Source organism: Anaeromyxobacter oryzisoli, assembly GCF_022690765.1.
Taxonomy (GTDB): Bacteria; Myxococcota; Myxococcia; order Myxococcales; family Anaeromyxobacteraceae; genus Anaeromyxobacter; species Anaeromyxobacter oryzisoli.
The window spans coordinates 64,405-84,087 of the sequence record NZ_JALCZA010000014.1 but is presented as its reverse complement, the minus strand read 5'-3'; the positions used below and the strand labels follow the sequence as shown (position 1 = coordinate 84,087).

The window sequence follows — 19,683 nt, the reverse complement described above, 5'->3', positions numbered from 1 at the left end:
GGCGAGCGCGAGGAGCCCTGGCGCAGTCCCAGCCGAAGCCCGAGGCCCGGCCGCAGCCGGATCAGTGCGCGTGGTTCAGCGCCCGGAGCCCCCACATCAGCGCGAGCCCGACGAGCAGCGCCCCGGAGAGCTGCCACTTCGAGCCGCCGCGCCGGTGGAGGTCCGGGAGGATGTCCGAGAGCGACAGGTGCAGGAACGTCCCCGCGCTCGCCGCGAGCACGAACGACGTGAACGTCTCGACGCGCACGAGCTCCTTCAGGGCGAAGTACAGGCCGGCCCCGAGCGGCACCATCAGCGCGAAGGCGGCGTTCATCGCGAGCGTCTTCCCGCGCGAGTAGCCCTCCGCGCGCAGGATCGTCGAGAGCGAGAACGAGTTCGGCACCTTGTGGGCGAGGATCGCGAGGAACACCAGCGCGCCGAGCTCCGGGGTCATGGTGGCGGCGCCGAGCGCGAAGCCGTCCACGAGCGTGTGCGCGCTCATCCCGGCGAAGGCCGCGAGCCCCATCGTGTGCACGTCGCAGACGGCCTCGTGCCCGTGCAGGTGGTGCTCGCCGGGAGCGTGCAGGTGCCCCACGGCGATCTCGCCGCCCTCCGCGCCCGAGAGGCGCGCGTTCGGCCCGGGCTCCGCGCAGACGTGCACGAGCACGAACCGCTCGAGGAGGTACAGCACCAGGAACCCGAGGAGCACGAAGGGCGACGCGCTCGCCCCCGCGCCCTCGACGGCCTCCGGGAGCATGTGGAAGAACGCGGCGCCGAGCATCACGCCCGCGGAGAAGGAGAGGCCGAGGTCGGAGCGGCCCATCCGCCCGAGCAGGGGGAGCGAGCCGCCGGCGAGGGCGCCGGCGAGGATGGCGCCGGTGTAGAAGGCGAGGGCCTGGGTCTGGGTCATGTCTCGTCCAGCTCGGGACCGCGCCGGAAGCTCGGGTCGAGCTCGAAGCTCTCCCCCCCGGGCGGGAAGTGCTGGTCCACGAGGGCCCGGACGTCGGCGGCGGTGACGAGCCGGTCGGCGTCGCGCCGGAAGAGGACGCCCCCGCGGCGCCCCCGCGTGTACCAGAGGAGGTGCTTGCGCAGCTCGCGGATCGCGGCGCGCTCGGCGGCGGCGGCGTCCTCCGCCGGAGCCTGCCGCCGCCGGTGCTCGATCTGGAGCCGCACGTGCTCGAGCACGGTCGAGGCCCACTCGTCGCGCGTGGGCGGCGGCGGCCGCGGCAGCCCGAGCTCGGCCGCGCGCAGCTCGCGGAAGATCCAGGGGTTCCCGCAGGCGCCGCGGGCGACCAGCACCGCGTCGCAGCCGGTCTCCGCCCGCATCCGGAGGGCGTCCGCCGCGCTCCAGACGTCGCCCGAGCCGAGCACCGGGACGGAGACGGCCTCCTTCACCGCGCGCAGGAGCTCCCAGCGCGCCTTGCCGGAGTACATCTGCGCCCGGGTCCGGCCGTGCAGCGCCACCGCGGCTGCGCCGCCCGCCTCGGCCGCGCGCGCGACCTCGACGCAGTTCAGCTCGGTGTCGTCCCAGCCCGCCCGGATCTTGACCGTCACCGGGACCTGGACCGCGGCGCGGATCGCCCGCACCGCCTGCTCGACCCGGCGCGGGTCGCGCCCGAGCGCGGCGCCCGCGCCGGTGCCGCAGACCTTCTTCACCGGGCAGGCCATGTTGACGTCGATGATCCCCGCGCCCGCCTCGACCGCCACCGCCGCGCCGCGCGCGAGCACGTCGGGCTCGGCGGCGAAGATCTGCACCGCGAAGGGCTCCTCGTCCGGCTCGCGATCCAGGTAGCTCCGGGTCTGGAGCTGACCGTGCACGAGGCCGTGCGCGCTCACCATCTCGGTGTAGGCGAAGCTCGCGCCCATGCGGCGGCAGATCGCGCGGAAGGGGCGATCCGACACGCCGGCGAGCGGCGCGAGGAAGAAGCGTCCGGGGAAGCGATGAGGACCGATCTGCATGGGGCGACGGGCGATCCGGCAGGCGCGGGGTGTAGCACGGCCGTTCAGGGTGTGGAAATCCAGGAATGCTCCGGCGCGCCGGCGGTTCGGGACTAAGCCCCGAGGCCGCCGTGCGCAAACCTTCCCGAGCCAGCCATCTGACCCGCGCGCCCATCGCGCGTCATCGCGGTCGCCCGCTCCTCCCCGGGACATGCGGGGGGGCTGCCGCCTTCCGAGCCCGTGCACAGGCTGCTGGTGGCCGAGGTGACTGGGACGAGGTCCGTCCGGCGGGGAGCGCGAATCCAGCGAGCGCGCGCCGGGTCGCGGACGCGTCGAGGAGGGCACACGAGGTGCGTATCGGTGGGTGTACGTACCTCACGGTGGACGGCGACGATTTTGATCTCCCGCGCAGGGCCGGTACGATGCAACCCAGAGCAGGCGCCGGTCTTTTCGCCGGTTTCCGAAACAGCCGAGGAGCGATGAGGCGGATCCGCACGACCTTCCTGGTTCTCTGTTCCGTGACGTTCCTCCCGGTGCGCGCGTTCGCGCAGGGCACCGTCGGCGCGGCCGCCGCGGAAGCCGCCGCACAGGCCCTGCCGCCTGCGGCGGTCCCCGAGCCCGCCCTGGTGCCGCCGGCGCCCGCGGCGCCCGCCCACAAGAGCGCCCCGGTGGACGAGGCCCTCGCCGAGGTGGACACCCCGGACGAGCCCGCCATCGCGGAGGAGATCCAGGCGGAGTCGGCCGAGCTCGACGAGATCCGCAAGGCCGAGGAGGCCGCGAAGGTCCGCGTGCCGCGCGGGGCGAAGCCGGGCCGCGCCGAGGGGCTCGGGCTCGAGTCGCCGCTCCGGGATCGCGTGGACGGCGCGCTCGAGCGCGACACCACCGCGCCCGCCGAGGGCGGCCGGATCGCGCTCCTCCCCGAGCTGGATCACGATCTCGCCCGCCTCAAGTCCGAGTACGACATCCCCATCGACGTGAACGACGCGGTCGTCGCGTACATCCGCTTCTTCCAGTCGCCGGTCATGCGCGGCCACTTCGTGAAGTGGCTCGGGCGCGCGCACCGCTACATGGAGAAGTACCGCACGATCCTCAAGAGCGCGGGGCTGCCGGAGGACACGGTCTTCCTCGCGATGATCGAGAGCGGGTTCGCGAACTTCGCCTACAGCCGCGCGAGCGCCTCGGGCCCGTGGCAGTTCATCGCCCCGACCGGCAGGATGTTCGGGCTCGCGCAGGACTTCTGGGTGGACGAGCGGCGCGATCCGGAGAAGTCCGCCCGCGCGGCCGCGCGGTACCTGAAGCAGCTCTACGAGCAGACCGGCGACTGGCGCCTCGCGTGGGCCGGCTACAACGCCGGCGTGGGCCGGGTGCTCCTGGGCAAGTCCCAGGGCTACCAGGACTTCTGGGAGATGGCCGCGGTGAAGGGGCGCGGCGCGCCGTTCCGCGAGGAGACGAAGGGGTACGTCCCGAAGCTCATGGCGGCCGCGATCGTCTTCAAGCACCAGGACGCGTTCGGGTTCCCCGCCGACGAGATCGAGCGCGAGAAGTGGACCGATTACCGGGAGGTCACCATCCCGCAGGCGACGCTCCTCTCCGTCGTCGCGCGCGCCGCCGGCGTGCCGGAGCGGGTGGTCCTCGATCTGAACCCCGAGCTGCGTCGCGCCTGCACGCCGCCGCGGCCGTACAAGCTCAAGATCCCGCAGAGCCAGGCGGAGGTGTTCGCGCAGAGCTGGCCGGCGATGCAGGACCAGGCCCGGCTCACCTTCGCCGGCCACGTGATCCGCCGCGGCGAGACGCTCGCCCGGATCGCCCGGCGGTACGGCGTGTCCACCGGCGGCATCCTGGAGATGAACGGGCTCAAGCCCGGCAGGCGCCTCCGGCCCGGGACCGAGCTGCTCATCCCGCGGCCCGTCGGGAACGCCGTCGCCCTCGCCCGCGCCCCCGAGCCCGTCGTACGCAACGCCTCCGAGACGCGCCGCGAGCGCGCGCTGGTCGCGCGCGCGTCGGCCCGGGAGAAGGCCCCCGCGAAGGCGGCGGGTCGCGCCAAGGTCCGCGTCCGCGCCGGCGACACGCTCTGGTCGATCTCCCAGCGGTACGGGGTCGAGCTCGGCGAGCTCTGCAAGTGGAACGGGATCAAGAACCCGCAGCGGCACAAGCTGGTGGTGGGGGCCCGGCTCGTCGTCTACCCGGAGCGCGGGTAGGCCGATCGCCCCGGCGCCGCCCTGCTCGACTCGAAACGGCCCGCACGGCTCCTGCCGTTCGGGCCGTCTCCGTCTCCGGGGCGCGCTCGCCCCGCATCACGTATGCGGTCGCCCTACGACAGCGTCCGCGCCGGATCGACCCGCGCGGCGATGGCGGCGGGGGCCAGGGCCCCGACCACGGCGGCGGCGGCCGGGACCGCGATCCCGAGGAGCAGGATCCAGGCGGGGAAGGCGAAGAACGTCTCCGGCCGGAACGGGAAGTCCGGGAGGAGCCCGAGGGCGACCCGATCCGCGAGGGCGGCGACGCCGAGCGCGGCGAGCGTCCCGACCGCGCCGCCGAGCACGCCGATGATCCCCGCCTCCGCGAGGACGATCGCCCGCACGTCCGCCGGGGCGGCCCCCACCGCCGCCAGCACCGCGATCTCCTTCGCCCGGCCGCGGATGCTCGCCGAGAGGGACTGCGCGATGGCGAGCGCCGCCAGGGCGCACATCACCGCCGCGAGCAGGACCAGCGCGCCCGTCGTGACGAGGACCACCGTGCCGACCCGCTCCGCCGCCGCGCGCTCGCCCTCGTCCACCGCGAACCCCATCCGTCGCGCCGCGGCGACGAGCCCCGGCACGTCATCCGGGCGCCGCGCGAGCAGCGTCACCTGCGTGTAGCCCTGGTCCGACTTGCCGTACTCACGGTGCAGACGCCTCACCGTGTCGAGCGGCACCGCCGCCATGTAGAGCGGCACGCGATCCGAGAGACCGGCGAGGACGAGGCGGCCGTCGTACACCCGGGCCTCGGTCTTCTGCGGGACGATCGAGAAGCCGATCCTGACCGGCACCTCGACGCCGACCAGGGAGATGCCGGGGGGGAGCCGCCGCACGTTCCACGCCGGCGCGATGGTCTTGTCGTAGACCTCGAGCAGGCGCCCCGAGAGGACCGTCGGGATCGGGCCTCCGTCCCGGGGATCGACGAACGGCCTCCCGCGGAGGTCCTGCGCGACGAGCCCCGGGGCCACCCCCACCACCGGCACCTGCACCGTCATCCCCGGCGGCCAGTTGTAGTCGAGCCCGCGGGGCGGGCCCGGCACCGCCAGCGGCACGCGCAGCGCGAGCCGCGGCCACGCGTCGGCGACGCCGGGCAGCGCGCGGAGCCGCGCCACCGCCCCGTCGTCGAGCTGCCCGCCCCCGAGGACGCCGCCGAGCGACACCGCGCCGGGGACGACGTCCACGAGCCGGGCCTCGGCGGGGAACATCCGGCGGGCCGCGTGCGAGACGCCGAGCCCGAGGGCGAGGAAGAGCACCAGGGACGCCGCGCCCACGCAGGCGGCCGCGGTGTTCACGATCGCGCCGCGGCGGTCCGCGCGCAGGCTCGCCCGCGCGATCCAGAGCAGGCCGCGCGCGCTCACGAGGAGAGCCTCCCGTCGTGGAGGTGGAGCACCCGCGCCGCCGCCCGCGAGACGCGCTCCTCGTGCGTCACGACGAGGACGGTGAGCCCGTCGCGCGCCAGCTCCCCGAACAGCGAGATGATGCCCTCGCCGGTCACCGCGTCGAGGTTGCCGGTCGGCTCGTCCGCGAGGATCACCCGCGGTCTCGTGAAGATCGCCCGCGCGATCGCGACGCGCTGCCGCTCGCCGCCGGAGAGCCGCGCGGGCGGCGCCTTGGCCTTCGCCGCGAGCCCGACCCGGTCGAGCGCGTCCGCCGCCCGCTCCCGGACGTCGGCGCGGTCCGTCCCGTCGCGCCGGAGCATGCCCGGGAGCATGACGTTCTCGAGCGCGGAGAGCCCCTGGAGCAGGTTGAAGGACTGGAACACGAACCCGACCGCCCGGTTCCGCAGCGCGGCGCGCCGGGTGGGCGAGAGGCCGGCGAGCGGCACGTCCGCGATCGTCACCTCGCCCCCGTAGTCGGTGTCCAGGGCGCCGGCGATGTAGAGGAGCGTGGACTTCCCGGAGCCCGACGGGCCCACGATGGCGACGAGCTCGCCCGGCGCGACCTCGAGGTCCACCCCCCGCAGGATCGGGAGGGCCTGCTCGCCGTCGCGGAACGTCTTCGTGACGCCGGCGAGCCGGATCACGGCGCCGCCCCCGGCGCCCGCATCTCCACGTCGAGCGAGACGAGGAGCGCGCCCGGCGCCAGCTCGGCCCCCGCCGAGAGCGCCGCGAGCCGCGCCGCCGGCTCGAGGAAGCGGTCCACCACGGAGCGGACCACGAAGCCGGAGGGCCCCGTCCCGAACGCGTCGTCCGGCAGCGCCCGCACGCTCGCGACGAGCTTGCGCGGATCGAGCACGGCGCCGCCGAGGCCGCCCCGGAGCGCCGCCGCGGAGGCCTGGGTCGGGGGCTCGAAGCCGGGGCCCGCGCCGCCGAGCCGGGCGCGGAGCGCGTCGAGCGCGCCCGGCGGGCCGCCCGCCGCCACGATCCGGCGCGCCTGCGCGTCCACGGTCCACGCGATCTCCCCGGAGGGCGTCACGACGCGCCACGTCGCCGGGTCGCTCGCCGCGGGCGCGGACGGCCCCGGGTTGGCGGCGACGGCGCGCGGGCCGCCGCGCGGAGGCTTCGCGCGCACCGCCCGGTGCGGCGCGATCCGCTCCGACAGCGCCGCCGCCGCCGCCGCGTCCCTCACCGGCAGCACCGCCTCGAAGTGCCCCACGAGGAGCGGGTCGGCGCGGACCGCCTCCTCGGAGACGGCGGCGAGGTCCAGGCTCGGCGGGAGCGAGAGGGCGATCGCGGCGCCCGGCGCGAGGAGGTCGAGGACGTCGTGCTGCGGGTCGATCCCGCGCGCGGCGAGCCGCGCCCGCTCCCGGGCGGGCAGGAGCGGCAGGAGCTTGCGGCCCAGGGCGGAGAAGTCGCCGTCGAAGCGGCCCGCGAGCGGCGCGCGCGGGTCGAGGCGCGCGACGAGCCCGGCGGCCGCGCCGTTCGCGGCGAGGGCGCGGAACGAGGCCTCGCGGTCGCCGAGGAGGACCGCGGCCCCGAGCCGGACGCCCTCGGCGCCGCCGGAGGTCGCGAGGGCGACGCCGTCCTTCAGCGCCCACTCCCCGGCGAGCCGGCGCGAGCCGGGCGGCACGAACAGGATCGCCGCGTACCGGTCGCCCAGGGCCCGCCGCGCCGTCTTCCAGGGCGCGGCCTCGGCGAGGCTCTCGGGGGGAGGCCGCGCGGCGGCGGCGGCGACGACCTCCGCCGCGAGGGGGCCGGCGGCGAGGAGCGCGGTCCGCTCGACCACCGCGTAGGCCAGGGCTGGCGGGGCGCCCGGGGCCGTCGCGAAGGTCGTGATCGAGACCGTGCCCCGGGTGTCCGAGGCGCGCTGCACGGCGCCGAGCCGGTCGCGGGCGATCCGGGCGAACAGCGCGTCGAGCTTCGCGGCGTCGCCCACCGGCAGGACGAGGAGCCGGGCAGGGTCGGCCGCGCCCCGGCCGGGCAGGGGGTAGGAGGCGATCGCCGCGCCGCGGCGCGGCTCGATGCCTGCGTCGCGGAGCGCCTTCGGGTCGAGCGGGTCGAAGCCGAGCTGGGCGCCGAGGGTGCCGCGCGCCTGGACCAGCTCGGCGCCGCCGGGGAAGCCGGCCACCGCGGCGTGCAGGGCCGCCAGCTCGCGCGCTGCGCGACCCGCCTCGGGCACCACCAGCGCCAGCTCGACCGCGGCCGGGACGAACCGCTCCGGCGGCGGACCCGCCTGCCTGCCAGGGCACGTACAGCTCGAGAGAGCGGCGACGGCGGCGAGGAAGGCGGACGGTCCTGTGGCACGCCCCAGCACGCCCGTTTCTTACCATGTTAAGAGAGGCCCGCTCATGATCTTCTCCAGCGAGGACGACGCTCCCATCGCGCTCGAGCTGCTGCCGGACTGGGGCGCGCGGTTCGGGCGGGCCGCGGGCCGGCTCGAGCTCGAGATCGGCTCGGGTCACGGCGGGTTCGCGCTCGCCTACGCGAAGGCCTTCCCCGAGCGCGCGCTCGTCGCCATCGAGCAGCGGAAGAAGTTCGCCGCGATGGTCGCGGCCAAGGCCGAGAAGCGCGCGCTCCCGAACCTGCTCGTGCTCTGCGGCGACGCGCGGCTCCTCGCCCCGCGGCTCTTCCCCGCCGGCGGGCTCGCGGCGATCCACGTCCACTTCCCCGATCCGTGGTGGAAGCGCCGCCATCACCGGCGCCGGCTGGTGGACGACCGGATGTCCACGCTGCTCCTCGGCCTCCTCGCGCCGGGTGGGCTCCTCGACTTTCGCACCGACGTGGAGCGCTACGCCCTCGAGGCGGTGGCGCGCCTCGAGGAGGCCGGGTTCGCCAACGAGGCCGGCCCCGGCCGGTTCGCCGAGCCCCCGCCCGACGAGATCCCGTCCACGCGGGAGCGGCGGTACCTCGCCACCGGCCAGCCGGTGTGGCGGCTCCGGCTGCGGAAGCCCTGAAGCGCCGCTCGATTGGGCTGAGCCCTGCTGCGGCGCACGCTGCCTGCCTGCGCCGGGCAGGCTCCTCCGTCCGCTGCTCGCCCTTCGACTCCGGCGCGCAGCGCGCGCCTACGCTCAGGGCGAACGGAGCTTCGAAGCGCCTGCGCTGCTCCGTCGTCGTGTGCCCCGGCTCGGCGACGGCATCGTGTGCCTCGCGACGGGCTCGACCCGAGAGGCGCTACGAAGCGCCGGAGCTACCACTTCCCTGCGGTCGAGCTCTCCTGGTCCTCGCCGGGACCGGTCGCGGCGATGTCGGGGCCGGTCGCGGAGCCGCCCCCCGGCTCGACGCCGGCAGGCGAGGCCGGGGCGCCCTCTTCGCGCCCGCCGGCGGACCCGGGCGAGGCCGGCGCGTTCGAGCCCATGCCGCCGGGCGTGCCCTGGCTCGCCTCCACGCGCGTGGCGATCTGGCGCCCGTCCTCTCGCTCGTCGTAGCTCACCCGCACGTCGGCGCCGGGCGCGAGGTCGGCCAGGCTGGCCTGCTGGCCGTTGACCACGATGGCGGCGTCGTCGGGCACGGCGACGGTCCGCTGGAGCCCGTCATCGGTGTCGATCACGAGCGCGTCGGGGGTGGACCGCGCCACGCGCCCGGAGAGCCGCTGCTCCCCCGGCGCCCGCTCGATCTCGCCCGGCGCGAGCGGCGCGGTGCTCGCGCTCGCGGCCGGCTCGGCGCGCTGCCCTTCGGGCTCCGCGCTCGCCGAGCGCGACGACTGGGTGGTGCTGCACGCGAGCCCGAGCCCGAGCGCGAGCGCGCCGAGGGCGAGGTCGAGGATCTTCATGGGTCCCTCCCGGAAAAGCGGAAGGTGAGGCCGCCCTGGGTGGGCGGCGAGCCCCGGACAAAGCGACGGGCGGGCGGACGGGGGGACACGTCCTGCGACCCTCCGGCGCCGCCCGCGCCCCGGCGGACCGGGCGTTCCAGCGCCGGCGAGGCTACACTCGCGAGCACCATGCGTCGCCTCCTCTCGCTCGCCGTCCTCTCCCTCGCCCTCGCGCTCCCCGCGTGCCGCCGCGCGGCGGGGCCCGCCGATCGGTACCGGGCCTTCGCGGCCGCGGCCCGGAACGGCGACGCGGCGGCGGTCTGGTCGATGCTCTCGCGGCGCGCGCAGGCGGCGTTCGACGCGCGCGCCAGGGCCCTCGGCGCCGCGGCGCCCGGGGTGGTCCCGCCGCGCGGCCAGGACATCGTCGTCGGCGACCTCGCGGTCCGCGCGCCGAGGCTGCGCTCGGCGCTGGTGCTCCGCGAGTCGGCGGACGCGGCCGTGGTGCGGGTCGAGGACGAGACCGGCGCGCGCGGCGAGGTCACCCTCGTGCGCGAGGGCGGGACCTGGAAGGTCGAGGTCCCGGCGCTGGGCGGGTAGCGGCGCGGCCGGCGGGGCGGGGGGAGTCGGGGCGAGGCGCCTGTGGATCCGGGCGCAAACGTCTGTTATTCAAGGCATCCCTCATGAAGACCCCGACCGCCGCCGACATCCGCGAGCTCTTCCTCCGCTTCTTCGAGGAGCACGGCCACCACCGAGCCCCGAGCTCCTCCCTCGTCCCGCAGAACGACCCGACGCTCCTCTTCACGAACGCCGGCATGGTCCAGTTCAAGGACGTGTTCACCGGCCGGGAGAAGCGGGACTACACCCGGGCGACCACCGCGCAGAAGTGCGTGCGGGCCGGCGGCAAGCACAACGATCTCGAGAACGTCGGGTTCACCGCCCGCCACCACACGTTCTTCGAGATGATGGGGAACTTCTCCTTCGGCGACTACTTCAAGCAGGACGCGATCGCCTGGGCCTGGGAGCTCGTGACCAGCCCGCGGTGGCTCGGGATCCCGAAGGACCGGCTCGCCGCGACGGTCTTCGCCGGCGAGGGGACGATCCCCTGGGACGCCGAGGCGTACGGGTTCTGGAAGGCGCAGGGCGTCCCGGAGGCCCGGATCCACAAGCTCGGGGCGAAGGACAACTTCTGGGCGATGGGCGACACCGGGCCGTGCGGCCCGTGCTCGGAGCTCCACTACTTCCAGGGCAACGACATCCCCTGCGCCGAGGAGAAGGCGGGGCGGAAGTGCCTCGGCGTCGCCTGCGACTGCGACCGCTGGCTCGAGATCTGGAACCTCGTCTTCATGCAGTTCGAGCGGAGCGCCGACGGCGGCCTCACCCCGCTCCCCAAGCCCTCCATCGACACCGGCGCCGGCCTCGAGCGGCTCGCGGCGGTGGTGCAGGGGAAGCGGTCGAACTACGACACCGACCTCTTCCAGAAGATCATCGCCGCCGTCGCGGAGCTGGCCGGGAAGCCGTACGGCCGGGACGAGGACGACTCGGTCTCGATGCGCGTCATCGCCGACCACGCCCGCGCGACCACCTTCCTCGTGGGCGACGGGGTGCTGCCGTCGAACGAGGGGCGCGGGTACGTGCTCCGCCGGATCATGCGCCGCGCCATCCGCCACGGGAAGCGGCTCGGGCTCGAGAGGCCCTTCCTCGCCGACGTCTGCCGCGTGGTGATCGGCGAGATGGGGGCCGCCTACCCGGAGATCCGCGAGAACGAGCCCTTCATCACCACCGTGGCGCAGCAGGAGGAGGAGTCCTTCCGGCGGACGCTCGACAAGGGGCTCGCGATCCTCGAGGCGGAGATGCGGAAGCTCGCCGCCCCGGACGCCGTCGCGGTCGGCAAGCCCGCCACCTCGGCGCCGGCGAAGGACGGGCGCCCCGTCATCGACGGCAAGGTGGCGTTCCAGCTCTACGACACGTTCGGCTTCCCGCTCGACCTCACCCGCGTGATCGCCGCGGAGCGCGGCTTCGACGTGGACGAGCAGGGCTTCGACCGGAACATGGCCGAGCAGCGCGCGCGCTCCGAATGGAAGGGCTCCGGCGAGGAGGCGGTCGGCGATCTCCACAAGGCCATCGCGGGCGAGCTCGGCGAGGTGAAGTTCCTCGGCTACGAGGTGACGAAGGCGACCGCGGAGGTGAAGGCGCTCATCGCGAACGGGGCCCGCGCGGCGAAGGCGGGGAAGGGCGACCGGGTCGAGGTGATCGCCGCCGCGACCCCCTTCTACGGCGAGTCCGGCGGCCAGGTCGGCGACGTCGGCACGATCACCGGCCCGGGCGGGCTCCGGATCCGGGTGGACGACGCCCAGCGCCCGGTCCCCGGGCTCATCACCCACGTCGGCGAGGTGCTCGAGGGCGAGCTCGCCGTCGGCGACCGGGTGGAGCTCGCGGTGGACGAGCGGCGCCGCGACCTCGTCCGCGCGAACCACTCCGCGACGCACCTCCTCCAGTTCGCGCTCCGCGAGGCCCTCGGGGAGCACGTGAAGCAGGCCGGCTCGGTGGTCGCGCCGGACTACCTCCGCTTCGACTTCTCGCACTTCCAGCCGCTCACCGCGGAGCAGCTCAACACCGTCGAGCGGCGGGTGAACGAGCTCGTGCGCGAGAACGTCGAGACCGAGACGGCGGTCCTCGAGCTCGAGAAGGCGCGCCAGGTCGGGGCGATGATGATCTTCGGGGAGAAGTACGGCGACGTGGTGCGCGTCGTCCGGATCGGCCCCTCGAAGGAGCTCTGCGGCGGCACCCACGTCCGGCGCACCGGCGACATCGCCTACTTCAAGATCGCGTCGGAGGAGTCCATCGCCGCCGGCGTCCGGCGCGTCGTCGCCCTGACCGGCCCGAAGGCGGTCGAGGCGGCGCAGCGCGAGGCGGACGAGCTCCGGCAGGCGGCCGCGCTCCTGAAGGCCGGCGCGCTCGAGGTCGCGCAGAAGATCGAGCAGTCGCAGCGGCGCACGAAGGAGCTCGAGCGCGCGCTCGAGGACGCGAAGTCCAGGATCGCCGCCGCCCAGTCCGGCGACCTCGCCGCGCAGGCGAAGGAGATCGGGGGCGCGAAGGTGCTCGCCGTGAAGGTCCAGGGCGACGGCAAGGCCCTCCGCGAGCTCGCGGACAAGCTGCGCGACCGGCTCGGGAAGGGCGTGGTCGCCCTCGGCGCCGAGCACGACGGCAAGGCGATCCTCCTCGTCGCCGTCACGAAGGACCTCACCGGGAAGCTCAAGGCCGGCGACCTCGTGAAGCAGGCGGCGAAGCTGGTCGGGGGCTCGGGCGGCGGCAAGCCGGACCTGGCGCAGGCCGGCGGCTCCGATCCCTCGGGCCTCGAGCGGGCGCTCGCGAAGGTCGAGGAGCTCGCGGGGCGCGCGCTCGAGTAGCCTCCGTCCGGAGGCGTCACTCCCGGGACGTGTCAAGGGCGACGGCGGCGTTGACCGTCGTCGGGGGGGATGCGGTACGATCTCCGGCCGATGACCCAGCCGACGAGAGGAGCGCGAGAGACGACGCGCGCGGCATCGCCGGAGGTCGTCGATCTCGCCCAGGCGCGCGACGCGCGCCGCCTCCGCGAGTTCCAGGTGCGCTGCAGCGGCGTGGACGAGGTGAACCGGCGGTCGCTCGCGCGGCTGTTCCAGACCGGCCTCATCTACACGCGGCAGGGCGCCCGGCTCGCGCGCGATCTGCTGCTCGCGCACCAGCACCTGCTCCGCGTCGGCGATCTCCTCGCGCGCATCGGAGAGCTGCCCGAGGGCGCCGACACCGGCGACGCGGCGGCGCTCTACGCCGAGGCGCAGTCGCTCCTCGCCCGCACCACCGAGCTGACGGCGCGCTGCGGCGCGGTGCTCGCGCGCCCCTGACTTTCCCCACGGTGAGCGTCACGACGCCGCGGCCGCGTGGCTCGCGGGAGGGGCGCGCCGCACCGCTCCGGGCGCGGCTTGTGGTCGCTCCCGTCACGATGGGAGCGCGCGATACGCCACACGCTCGAGCGGCGGGCCGCACAACTCCGCGAGAACAGGACGTTCACCCTGAGCGGAGCTGCGGCACTCCGGCGCAGCGCCCCGTGCGCCCCTGATTTGGTCTGCTTCGACGGGATGCGCCCCGCTGCTATCGTCGCGACTTCTCCGGATCTCGACTTTCGACCGCGCCGAGCGCGCGGAAGGAGACCTCGCGATGGCTTCTCCCGCGGTGAATCCGGCCCTGGACGCGCTCCGCACGCTGCCCGGCGACGACGTCCGCCAGATCATGTGGCGCTTCGCGGATCGCTACGACGTGCAGATGCTCGTCCAGTCCGCCCGCCAGGTGGCGCGCGGGCCCGTCGCGCGGCTCGTCGCCGCCGGCGGCCGGAACGACCACGACTGGACGCCCCGCAAGGCGGAGCTCCTCGCCGCCTACGACGCGTCCGGCATCACCGCGGCGTTCATGGAGCCGGAGGAGGGCGGCTTCATCTCCGGCCCGAAGAACCTGGCCCTGGCGCTCGCCGCGTTCGAGCTCGCCTGGGTGGACGCCGGCGCGGCCACCGGCGCGCTCGCCGGGTTCCTCGGCCTCTCGCCGATCCACGAGAAGGGCACGCCGGAGCAGCGCCGCCACTACATGAGCCTCGCCGTCCCGCCGAAGCCTGGCGAGGAGCGGAAGACCTGGCGCGCCGCGTTCGCGCTCACGGAGCCCATCCCCTACGTCGGCGTGGACACCGGCATGCTCTCCGGCAGAATCCGCGTGGCGGAGTGGCAGGACGGCGCGGAGCCGGTGCTCCAGGTCGAGAAGCGCGGGCGCTTCATCACCAACATGGGGTTCGCGAGCTTCGTCACCGCCGCCGTGGACTCGGGCGACCCGCGCATCAAGGGGAGCTGCATGGTGATCCTCGAGGAGGGCGACCCCGGCACCTTCGACCGCGGCACGCCCACGAGGAAGCTCGTCCACCAGCTCTCCTCCACGACCGATCCCATCTTCAGCCTGCGGGTGCCCGCGTCGCGGATCGTCGGCGGCTACACCGTGAAGGACGGCGTCATCGTCCCGAACTTCGACCACTCCACGATCATCGAGGCGGTGTTCCGGCGGACGCGCGTCACGGTCGGCGTCATCACCGCCGCGAAGCTCCTGAGCGCGATCGAGCCGGTGATCCGGTACCAGCGCAACCGCTTCCGCGGCGCCGAGCAGGCCGCGCCCGGGTCGATCCGCCACGACCTCGGGATCCAGCAGCGCGAGGACGCCCTGCACCGGCTGGTCGAGGTGTGGGCCACCGGGGAGGCGGCGGCGTCGCTCGGCCTGTCCACCGCCCGGCTCTTCGACGAGCTCGACCCGCTCGACCGGAGGAAGGACGCCCTCCTCGCCGCGCAGGGGATCGCCGGCGCGCGGGCCACGATGAAGTGGATGAAGCTCGTCGAGCGGAGCGCCCTCGAGTACCTCGACCTCGCGGCGCGCCCGCGCGGGGCCGCGGACGAGGCGCGGTTCCGCGTCCTCGGGGCGGACGAGATGGTCCGCTTCGCGCTCCTCGACGCGCAGGCGAACGTCCTCTGCCCGGCGACGAAGCTCTGGGACACCGGCCACGGCGCGACGGTGCTCCGCGAGGCCGTCTCGCTCATGGGCGGCTACGGCATCACCGAGGACTGCCCCGGGTTCCTCGGCCAGAAGTGGATGGACTCGCAGCTCGAGGCGACGTACGAGGGGCCGGAGGCGGTGCAGCGGCGCCAGCTCTCCGTCACGATGACGGCGCCGCTGTTCCTCGCCCAGCTCCGGGGCTGGGCGCGCGAGCTGCGGCACCTCGCCTCGAGCCACCCCGGCACCGGCGCGTGCGCGCTCGCCTCGGCGATGGAGCTGTGGCTCTGGACCGTCACCTACCTCGCGGGCGCCACCGACGCGGACGGCGAGAGGCTCGTCCAGCCGGCGCGCCAGGGCGTCTCGTTCAAGCTCGCCGACGCGCTCGCCTGGCTCTGCGCGTCGCGCGCGCAGATCCTCGATGCGGTCGCGCTCGCGGACGGCGGCGCCGCGGCGCTGGGCGACGCGCTCCCCGGCACGGCGCGCTTCCTCGCCGACCTCTGCCACGTCGAGGCCGCCCGCGCCGCGGGCGAGGTGGGCCGCATCTGCGCCGAGCTCGTGCACGGGTACAACCGTCACCCGGCCTGGGACGAGGAGGGCCGGAGGGCCTGCTGGAGCGCGGTGGACGCCGAGGCGCTCGAGGGCATCGTGGCCGGCCTCGCCGGCTGCGCGTGCGACCAGGTGGAGGGCGAGCATCACCCGGAGAAGGAGGGGCCCTGCGCCTCCTGCCGCGGGATCACCGACTTCGCCCGGCTCCGGGTGAAGATGGACGGCTGCCTCACCGGCGCGATGCTCGCGAAGGACCGGGCCGCCGAGGCGCTCGCGCACGTGATGATCCCGGAGGCGCTCGACTACCCCGCCTAGGACTGCTCCGCACGACTCATGAACCAGCCGACTCGAAGTGCTCCGCAGTACTTCGCGGGGAAGGCTCCAGGCCTTCCAACTCCTGACGCACGGTACTAGCGCCCGACGAACCCACCGACGGAGCGATCCCGATCATGGAGCCCCAGGTGTCCCCCGAGGCGCCGCAGCGCCAGACGATGGCCGTGGACGTCGCGTGCGTCGGCTTCGGGCCCGCGGCCGCCGGCTTCCTCACCACGCTCGCGCGGCGGCTCGCGGCGACGGACCTCCCCGCGCTCGAGAGCGCCGCGACGCCGGGCGCGCCGCTCCAGGTGGTCTGCTACGAGCGGGCCGACGACCTCGGGTTCGGCGTGTCCGGCGTGGTGACGCGGGGGCGCGGGCTCCGGGCCGCCTTCCCGGGGCTCGACCCGGCGCAGATCCCGATGGCGGCCCCCGTGCGCGAGGAGAAGGTGCTCTACCTCCTCGATCCCGTCGGCGCGAGCCGCCGCTCCGCCACGCTCCGGGCCGCGGACGCCGCGCTCCGCGCGCTCCGCGCCGTGCTGCCCGTCGAGGCCCACGCCCTCGAGCTCCCCTGGACGCCCGCGTTCCTCCACAAGCGCGACGGGTTCGTCTTCTCGATGGGCCAGCTCATGCAGTGGATGGGCGCGCAGGTGATGTCCACCGGCGCCGTGCAGATCTGGCCGGGCACGCCGGTCGCCGAGGCGCTCTTCGAGGGGAGCGGCGTCGCCGGGGTGCGGCTGCTCGACCAGGGCGTGGACCGGCGGGGCCGGCCGGAGGGCGCCTACCTGCCGGGCCTGGACGTGCGCGCGGCGCTCACGGTGGTCGCCGACGGGCCGGTCGGCGCGATCGGGCGGCAGCTCGACGAGGTGCTCGGGATGCCCGCGGGCCACGCCCGCCGCGACTGGGCGGTGGGGATGAAGCTCGTGGTGGATCTCCCCGAGGACACGCCGCTCCGCCCCGGGACCGTGCTGCACACCTTCGGCTTCCCCGAGCCGGAGATCTTCGGGTTCCTCTACGTCCACCCGGACCGCGTGGCGTCGGTGGGGATCTTCGTCCCGAGCTGGTTCGAGTCGCCCGCGCGGACCACCTACCGCTACCTCCAGCACTACGTGCAGCACCCCTACCTCTGGCGGTGGCTCGAGGGGGCGCGGCTCCGGTCGTGGGGCGCGAAGTCGATCCTCGAGTCGGGCCGGCGCGCCGAGCCGCTCCTCGCGGGCGACGGCTTCGCCCGCATCGGCGAGGGCTCGGGCTCGACCAACGTGCTCACCAGCTCCGGGGTGGACGAGGCGTTCACGAGCGGCGTCCTCCTCGGCGAGGCGGTGATCGCGCTCGCGGAGGGGAGGCGTCCCTTCACCCGGGAGAACCTCCTGGCGAGCTACGCGGCGCGGCGCCGGGCGAGCTGGATCGAGGCGGAGGGGAGGGTGGCCGAGCGCGCGCGCGACGGCTTCCAGCGGGGCGTCGTGAGCGGGCTCGTCGGGATGGCGCTCGCCGGGCTCACCCGCGGCAAGCTCGCGCTCGGGGAGGAGCCGCCGCACCCGGCGGAGAAGCTCGGCTCGCTCGAGGCGTTCTACGAGGGGAAGATCCCCGCGGAGGAGATCGAGCGGATCCGGCGCGCGTGCGCGGCGCAGGGCGTCCCGCTGCACGACGCGCTCATGGACCGCGCCGGGTGGCCGCCCATCGCGCTCGACGGGAAGCTCCTCGTCACGCACCAGGACGCGCTCCTCGTCGGCGGCAAGGTGCAGGCGCCGCCCGGCTACGCGGACCACGTGACGTTCGCGCGGCCCGAGCTGTGCCGCGCCTGCCGCGCGCGGGCGTGCGTCGAGATCTGCTCGGCGGAGGCGCTCCGCCCGGGCGAGGACGGCGTCCCGACGTTCGACCGGGAGAAGTGCGTGCACTGCGGCGCCTGCTGCTGGAGCTGCTCCCAGCGCCTGGACGGGACCGACCGCGTGAACCTCCAGCTCCGCGCCGGAACGGGCGGGCTCCACTCCGCCGAGAACTAGGAGGAGGAACGAATGACCGCCGGATACCAGATCGTGGTCCTCGGGAGCGTCGTGCCCGACCCGCTCCAGACGCTCGAGCCGGTCGCGACGCCGCAGGGGCCCGCGCTCAAGAACGAGGCGATGCTCCCCGCCGTGCTCGACCCCTGGGCGGCGCACGCGCTCTTCGAGGCCGCGAACCTCGCCGCGAAGGTGCCGGGCTCGAAAGTGACGCTCGTCTCGCTCGGGCCGAAGGCGAAGCTGCAGCAGGTCATGATGGCCGTCGCGCAGAAGGTGCCGCTCGAGCTCGTCGCGCTGGACGGCCCCGCCGGCGGCTTCACCGACGCCCACGAGGTGGCGGTCCGGCTCGCCGCCGCGGTGAAGGCGCTCCCCGGCCTGGATCGCGGCCGCCTCCTCCTCTTCGGCGGCTGGGAGTCGGCCTCGCGCGGCGCGGGCGTGACGCTCCAGCTCGTCGGCGAGCGGCTCGAGATCCACGACCAGTTCCAGGGCGTGGACCAGATCGCGGTGCAGGCCGGCGGCGCGCTGGAGATCCTCGAGCGCGTCGAGGGCGGGAAGCACCAGGTCTCCGTCGTCGCCGGCCCGCCCGCGGTGCTCGGCTGGGCGACCGGCAGCCTCCCCGAGCCGAAGAACAACCCCCAGATCGGGATGGCGAACATGCGCCAGGTGATGCCCGCGCTGCAGCGGGCCCCGGCGGCGCCGGTCGGGACGGCGGGGGTCGAGTTCCTCTCCGTCGCGGTGCCGAAGGCGCAGCGCGAGACCCGGATCGTGAAGGACGCGAGCCCCGACGAGATCGCGCGCGAGCTCGTCGAGTGGATCTCCCAGGACTGATGCACGACGGCGCCGCCCGCCCTCGCCCGACGCGGGCGGGCGCCGCCATGAAGGAGACGACGACCATGGAAGACGTGCTCCTCCTCGCCCCCGTCGAGCTCGACGGGGCGCTCCCGAAGGGCGCCCTCGAGGCGCTCTCCGCCGCCCGCGTCCTCGCCGCCGGCGGCCCGGTCCAGGTCGCGCTCCTCGGCGCGTCCGTCGGCCCCGCCGTCCAGGCGCTCGCGGGGCTCGGGGTCGCGAAGGTCCTCGTCGCGGAGGACCCGGCGCTCGCCGACGGCCGGTACGCGAGCGACGCGGCCGCGGCCACGGCGCTCGCGAAGGCGTCCGGCGCCGCGGTGGTGGTCGCCCCCGCCTCGTCGCGGACGTCGCGCGTCGCGGCCGGCGTCGCCGAGCGGATCGGCGGCCGGATCGACACGCACGTGGCGCAGGTGAGCGCCGACGGCGGCGCCGCCGTCGCGCGCTGGTACTACAAGCAGCGCATCGAGGCGAAGCTCCGGCGGAAGGAGCGGCCGTGGGTGCTGCTCGTGGACCCGGGCGTCGCGCCGGCGGCGCGGGCCGAGGGCGGCGCCGCGCCGCCGGTGGAGCGGGTCGCCGTCTCGATCCCGCCCCCCCGGACCGAGGTGACCGGCCTCCGCGCGCCGGCGTCCGGCGAGCAGACCATCCGCCCCGAGGCGAGGCTCCTCTTCGTCGCGGGCGCGGGCTGGACCAAGAAGCAGGCGGACGGCAAGCCGCACCCGGAGCGCGCCGAGGGGCTGATCCGCGGGTTCCTCCGCGCCTCGGGCGCCTCGCTCGGCTCCTCCAAGTCGCTCGTGGACCAGGCCGGCGAGGGGCAGAAGGTGTTCGCGTTCATGAGCCACCTGAACCAGGTCGGCCAGACGGGCGCGACCCCGCGTCACCCGAAGGGGCTCGCCACCTGCTGCCACGGCGAGGAGCCGCACGTGGTCGGCTGGCGGTTCATCCGCGAGCGTCGCGCGGTGAACCTGGATCCCGCGTGCGGGTGGGCGCGCGGGAAGGCGGACGTGCTGTACGTCGCCGACGCGTTCGCGGTGATGGAGAGGATGAACGCGCTGCTCGAGGCGAAGAAGGGCGGGTAGCGATCGCGCCGCGCGCCGCGCGGCGTGAGGCGCGGCGCGGGCGGACGCGGAGCGCGCGGTCGGCGC

15 protein-coding genes are annotated in these 19,683 nt (G+C 75.3%); 9 read left to right on the top strand and 6 right to left on the bottom strand.

Annotated features, from left to right (window positions below):
• Positions 1-61: 61 nt before the first annotated feature.
• Both MNZ27_RS07310 and dusB read right to left on the bottom strand, forming a co-directional pair.
• Positions 62-889, bottom strand: a complete 828-nt coding sequence (locus MNZ27_RS07310) for a ZIP family metal transporter (protein WP_242393385.1) — start codon at positions 887-889, stop codon at positions 62-64.
• A complete protein-coding gene (dusB, locus tag MNZ27_RS07305; RefSeq protein ID WP_242393384.1) occupies positions 886-1,938 on the bottom strand; it encodes a tRNA dihydrouridine synthase DusB in 1,053 nt (350 codons plus the stop codon). The genes MNZ27_RS07310 and dusB overlap by 4 nt, the downstream gene beginning before the upstream one ends.
• A gap of 458 nt (positions 1,939-2,396) precedes the next feature.
• On the opposite strand from dusB, the gene MNZ27_RS07300 reads away from it, so the two are divergent.
• A complete protein-coding gene (locus MNZ27_RS07300; RefSeq protein ID WP_242393383.1) occupies positions 2,397-4,115 on the top strand; it encodes a lytic transglycosylase domain-containing protein in 1,719 nt (572 codons plus the stop codon).
• A gap of 113 nt (positions 4,116-4,228) precedes the next feature.
• On the opposite strand, the gene MNZ27_RS07295 is transcribed toward MNZ27_RS07300, so the two are convergent.
• Genes MNZ27_RS07295 through MNZ27_RS07285 form a run of 3 tightly spaced genes read right to left on the bottom strand, consistent with a single transcriptional unit; the run spans position 4,229 to position 7,847 of the window.
• On the bottom strand, positions 4,229-5,512 hold the full coding sequence (locus tag MNZ27_RS07295) for an ABC transporter permease (RefSeq protein ID WP_242393382.1): 1,284 nt from the start codon (positions 5,510-5,512) through the stop codon (positions 4,229-4,231).
• Positions 5,509-6,177 (bottom strand): ABC transporter ATP-binding protein, encoded by a 669-nt coding sequence (locus MNZ27_RS07290; RefSeq protein ID WP_242393381.1) that lies wholly within the window; start codon positions 6,175-6,177, stop codon positions 5,509-5,511. The genes MNZ27_RS07295 and MNZ27_RS07290 overlap by 4 nt, the downstream gene beginning before the upstream one ends.
• On the bottom strand, positions 6,174-7,847 hold the full coding sequence (locus tag MNZ27_RS07285; protein WP_242393380.1) for a hypothetical protein: 1,674 nt from the start codon (positions 7,845-7,847) through the stop codon (positions 6,174-6,176). The genes MNZ27_RS07290 and MNZ27_RS07285 overlap by 4 nt, the downstream gene beginning before the upstream one ends.
• A 34-nt stretch (positions 7,848-7,881) precedes the next feature.
• On the opposite strand from MNZ27_RS07285, the gene trmB reads away from it, so the two are divergent.
• The gene (gene trmB, locus MNZ27_RS07280) at positions 7,882-8,487 is read left to right on the top strand and encodes a tRNA (guanosine(46)-N7)-methyltransferase TrmB (RefSeq protein WP_242393379.1); all 606 of its coding nucleotides are present in this window, start codon (positions 7,882-7,884) and stop codon (positions 8,485-8,487) included.
• 233 nt (positions 8,488-8,720) lie between these two features.
• On the opposite strand, the gene MNZ27_RS07275 is transcribed toward trmB, so the two are convergent.
• Positions 8,721-9,302 (bottom strand): prolipoprotein diacylglyceryl transferase, encoded by a 582-nt coding sequence (locus tag MNZ27_RS07275; RefSeq protein ID WP_242393378.1) that lies wholly within the window; start codon positions 9,300-9,302, stop codon positions 8,721-8,723.
• A 168-nt stretch (positions 9,303-9,470) separates the two neighbouring features.
• On the opposite strand from MNZ27_RS07275, the gene MNZ27_RS07270 reads away from it, so the two are divergent.
• The 7 genes from MNZ27_RS07270 to MNZ27_RS07240 all read left to right on the top strand — a co-directional run bounded on the left by MNZ27_RS07270 (position 9,471) and on the right by MNZ27_RS07240 (position 19,617).
• Positions 9,471-9,878 carry a hypothetical protein gene (locus MNZ27_RS07270; protein ID WP_242393377.1) on the top strand — a complete coding sequence of 136 codons (408 nt, stop codon included), beginning with the start codon at positions 9,471-9,473 and terminating at the stop codon, positions 9,876-9,878.
• Between the two features lie 83 nt (positions 9,879-9,961).
• Entirely contained in the window at positions 9,962-12,688 is a 2,727-nt protein-coding gene (gene alaS / locus MNZ27_RS07265; protein ID WP_242393376.1) for an alanine--tRNA ligase, read from the top strand.
• A 90-nt stretch (positions 12,689-12,778) separates the two neighbouring features.
• A complete protein-coding gene (locus MNZ27_RS07260) occupies positions 12,779-13,162 on the top strand; it encodes a hypothetical protein (protein ID WP_242393375.1) in 384 nt (127 codons plus the stop codon).
• A gap of 313 nt (positions 13,163-13,475) precedes the next feature.
• On the top strand, positions 13,476-15,701 hold the full coding sequence (locus MNZ27_RS07255; RefSeq protein WP_242393374.1) for an acyl-CoA dehydrogenase family protein: 2,226 nt from the start codon (positions 13,476-13,478) through the stop codon (positions 15,699-15,701).
• A 134-nt stretch (positions 15,702-15,835) separates the two neighbouring features.
• Positions 15,836-17,698 (top strand): 4Fe-4S ferredoxin, encoded by a 1,863-nt coding sequence (locus MNZ27_RS07250; RefSeq protein ID WP_242393373.1) that lies wholly within the window; start codon positions 15,836-15,838, stop codon positions 17,696-17,698.
• A 12-nt stretch (positions 17,699-17,710) separates the two neighbouring features.
• A complete protein-coding gene (locus MNZ27_RS07245) occupies positions 17,711-18,523 on the top strand; it encodes an electron transfer flavoprotein subunit beta/FixA family protein (protein WP_242393372.1) in 813 nt (270 codons plus the stop codon).
• A gap of 65 nt (positions 18,524-18,588) precedes the next feature.
• Positions 18,589-19,617, top strand: coding sequence for an electron transfer flavoprotein subunit alpha/FixB family protein (locus MNZ27_RS07240; protein ID WP_242393371.1), 1,029 nt, complete (start codon positions 18,589-18,591; stop codon positions 19,615-19,617).
• Positions 19,618-19,683 lie beyond the last annotated feature (66 nt).

What these genes read in the sequence shown, in the direction of transcription:
- MNZ27_RS07245 (WP_242393372.1), top strand. Translation starts at nt 17,711, where the DNA reads ATGACCGCCGGATACCAGATCGTGGTCCTCGGGAGCGTCGTGCCCGAC.
- MNZ27_RS07250 (WP_242393373.1), top strand. Translation starts at nt 15,836, where the DNA reads ATGGAGCCCCAGGTGTCCCCCGAGGCGCCGCAGCGCCAGACGATGGCC.
- MNZ27_RS07240 (WP_242393371.1), top strand. Translation starts at nt 18,589, where the DNA reads ATGGAAGACGTGCTCCTCCTCGCCCCCGTCGAGCTCGACGGGGCGCTC.
- MNZ27_RS07275 (WP_242393378.1), bottom strand. Translation starts at nt 9,302, where the DNA reads ATGAAGATCCTCGACCTCGCCCTCGGCGCGCTCGCGCTCGGGCTCGGG.
- trmB (WP_242393379.1), top strand. Translation starts at nt 7,882, where the DNA reads ATGATCTTCTCCAGCGAGGACGACGCTCCCATCGCGCTCGAGCTGCTG.
- MNZ27_RS07300 (WP_242393383.1), top strand. Translation starts at nt 2,397, where the DNA reads ATGAGGCGGATCCGCACGACCTTCCTGGTTCTCTGTTCCGTGACGTTC.
- dusB (WP_242393384.1), bottom strand. Translation starts at nt 1,938, where the DNA reads ATGCAGATCGGTCCTCATCGCTTCCCCGGACGCTTCTTCCTCGCGCCG.
- MNZ27_RS07260 (WP_242393375.1), top strand. Translation starts at nt 12,779, where the DNA reads ATGACCCAGCCGACGAGAGGAGCGCGAGAGACGACGCGCGCGGCATCG.
- MNZ27_RS07255 (WP_242393374.1), top strand. Translation starts at nt 13,476, where the DNA reads ATGGCTTCTCCCGCGGTGAATCCGGCCCTGGACGCGCTCCGCACGCTG.
- alaS (WP_242393376.1), top strand. Translation starts at nt 9,962, where the DNA reads ATGAAGACCCCGACCGCCGCCGACATCCGCGAGCTCTTCCTCCGCTTC.
- MNZ27_RS07270 (WP_242393377.1), top strand. Translation starts at nt 9,471, where the DNA reads ATGCGTCGCCTCCTCTCGCTCGCCGTCCTCTCCCTCGCCCTCGCGCTC.
- MNZ27_RS07310 (WP_242393385.1), bottom strand. Translation starts at nt 889, where the DNA reads ATGACCCAGACCCAGGCCCTCGCCTTCTACACCGGCGCCATCCTCGCC.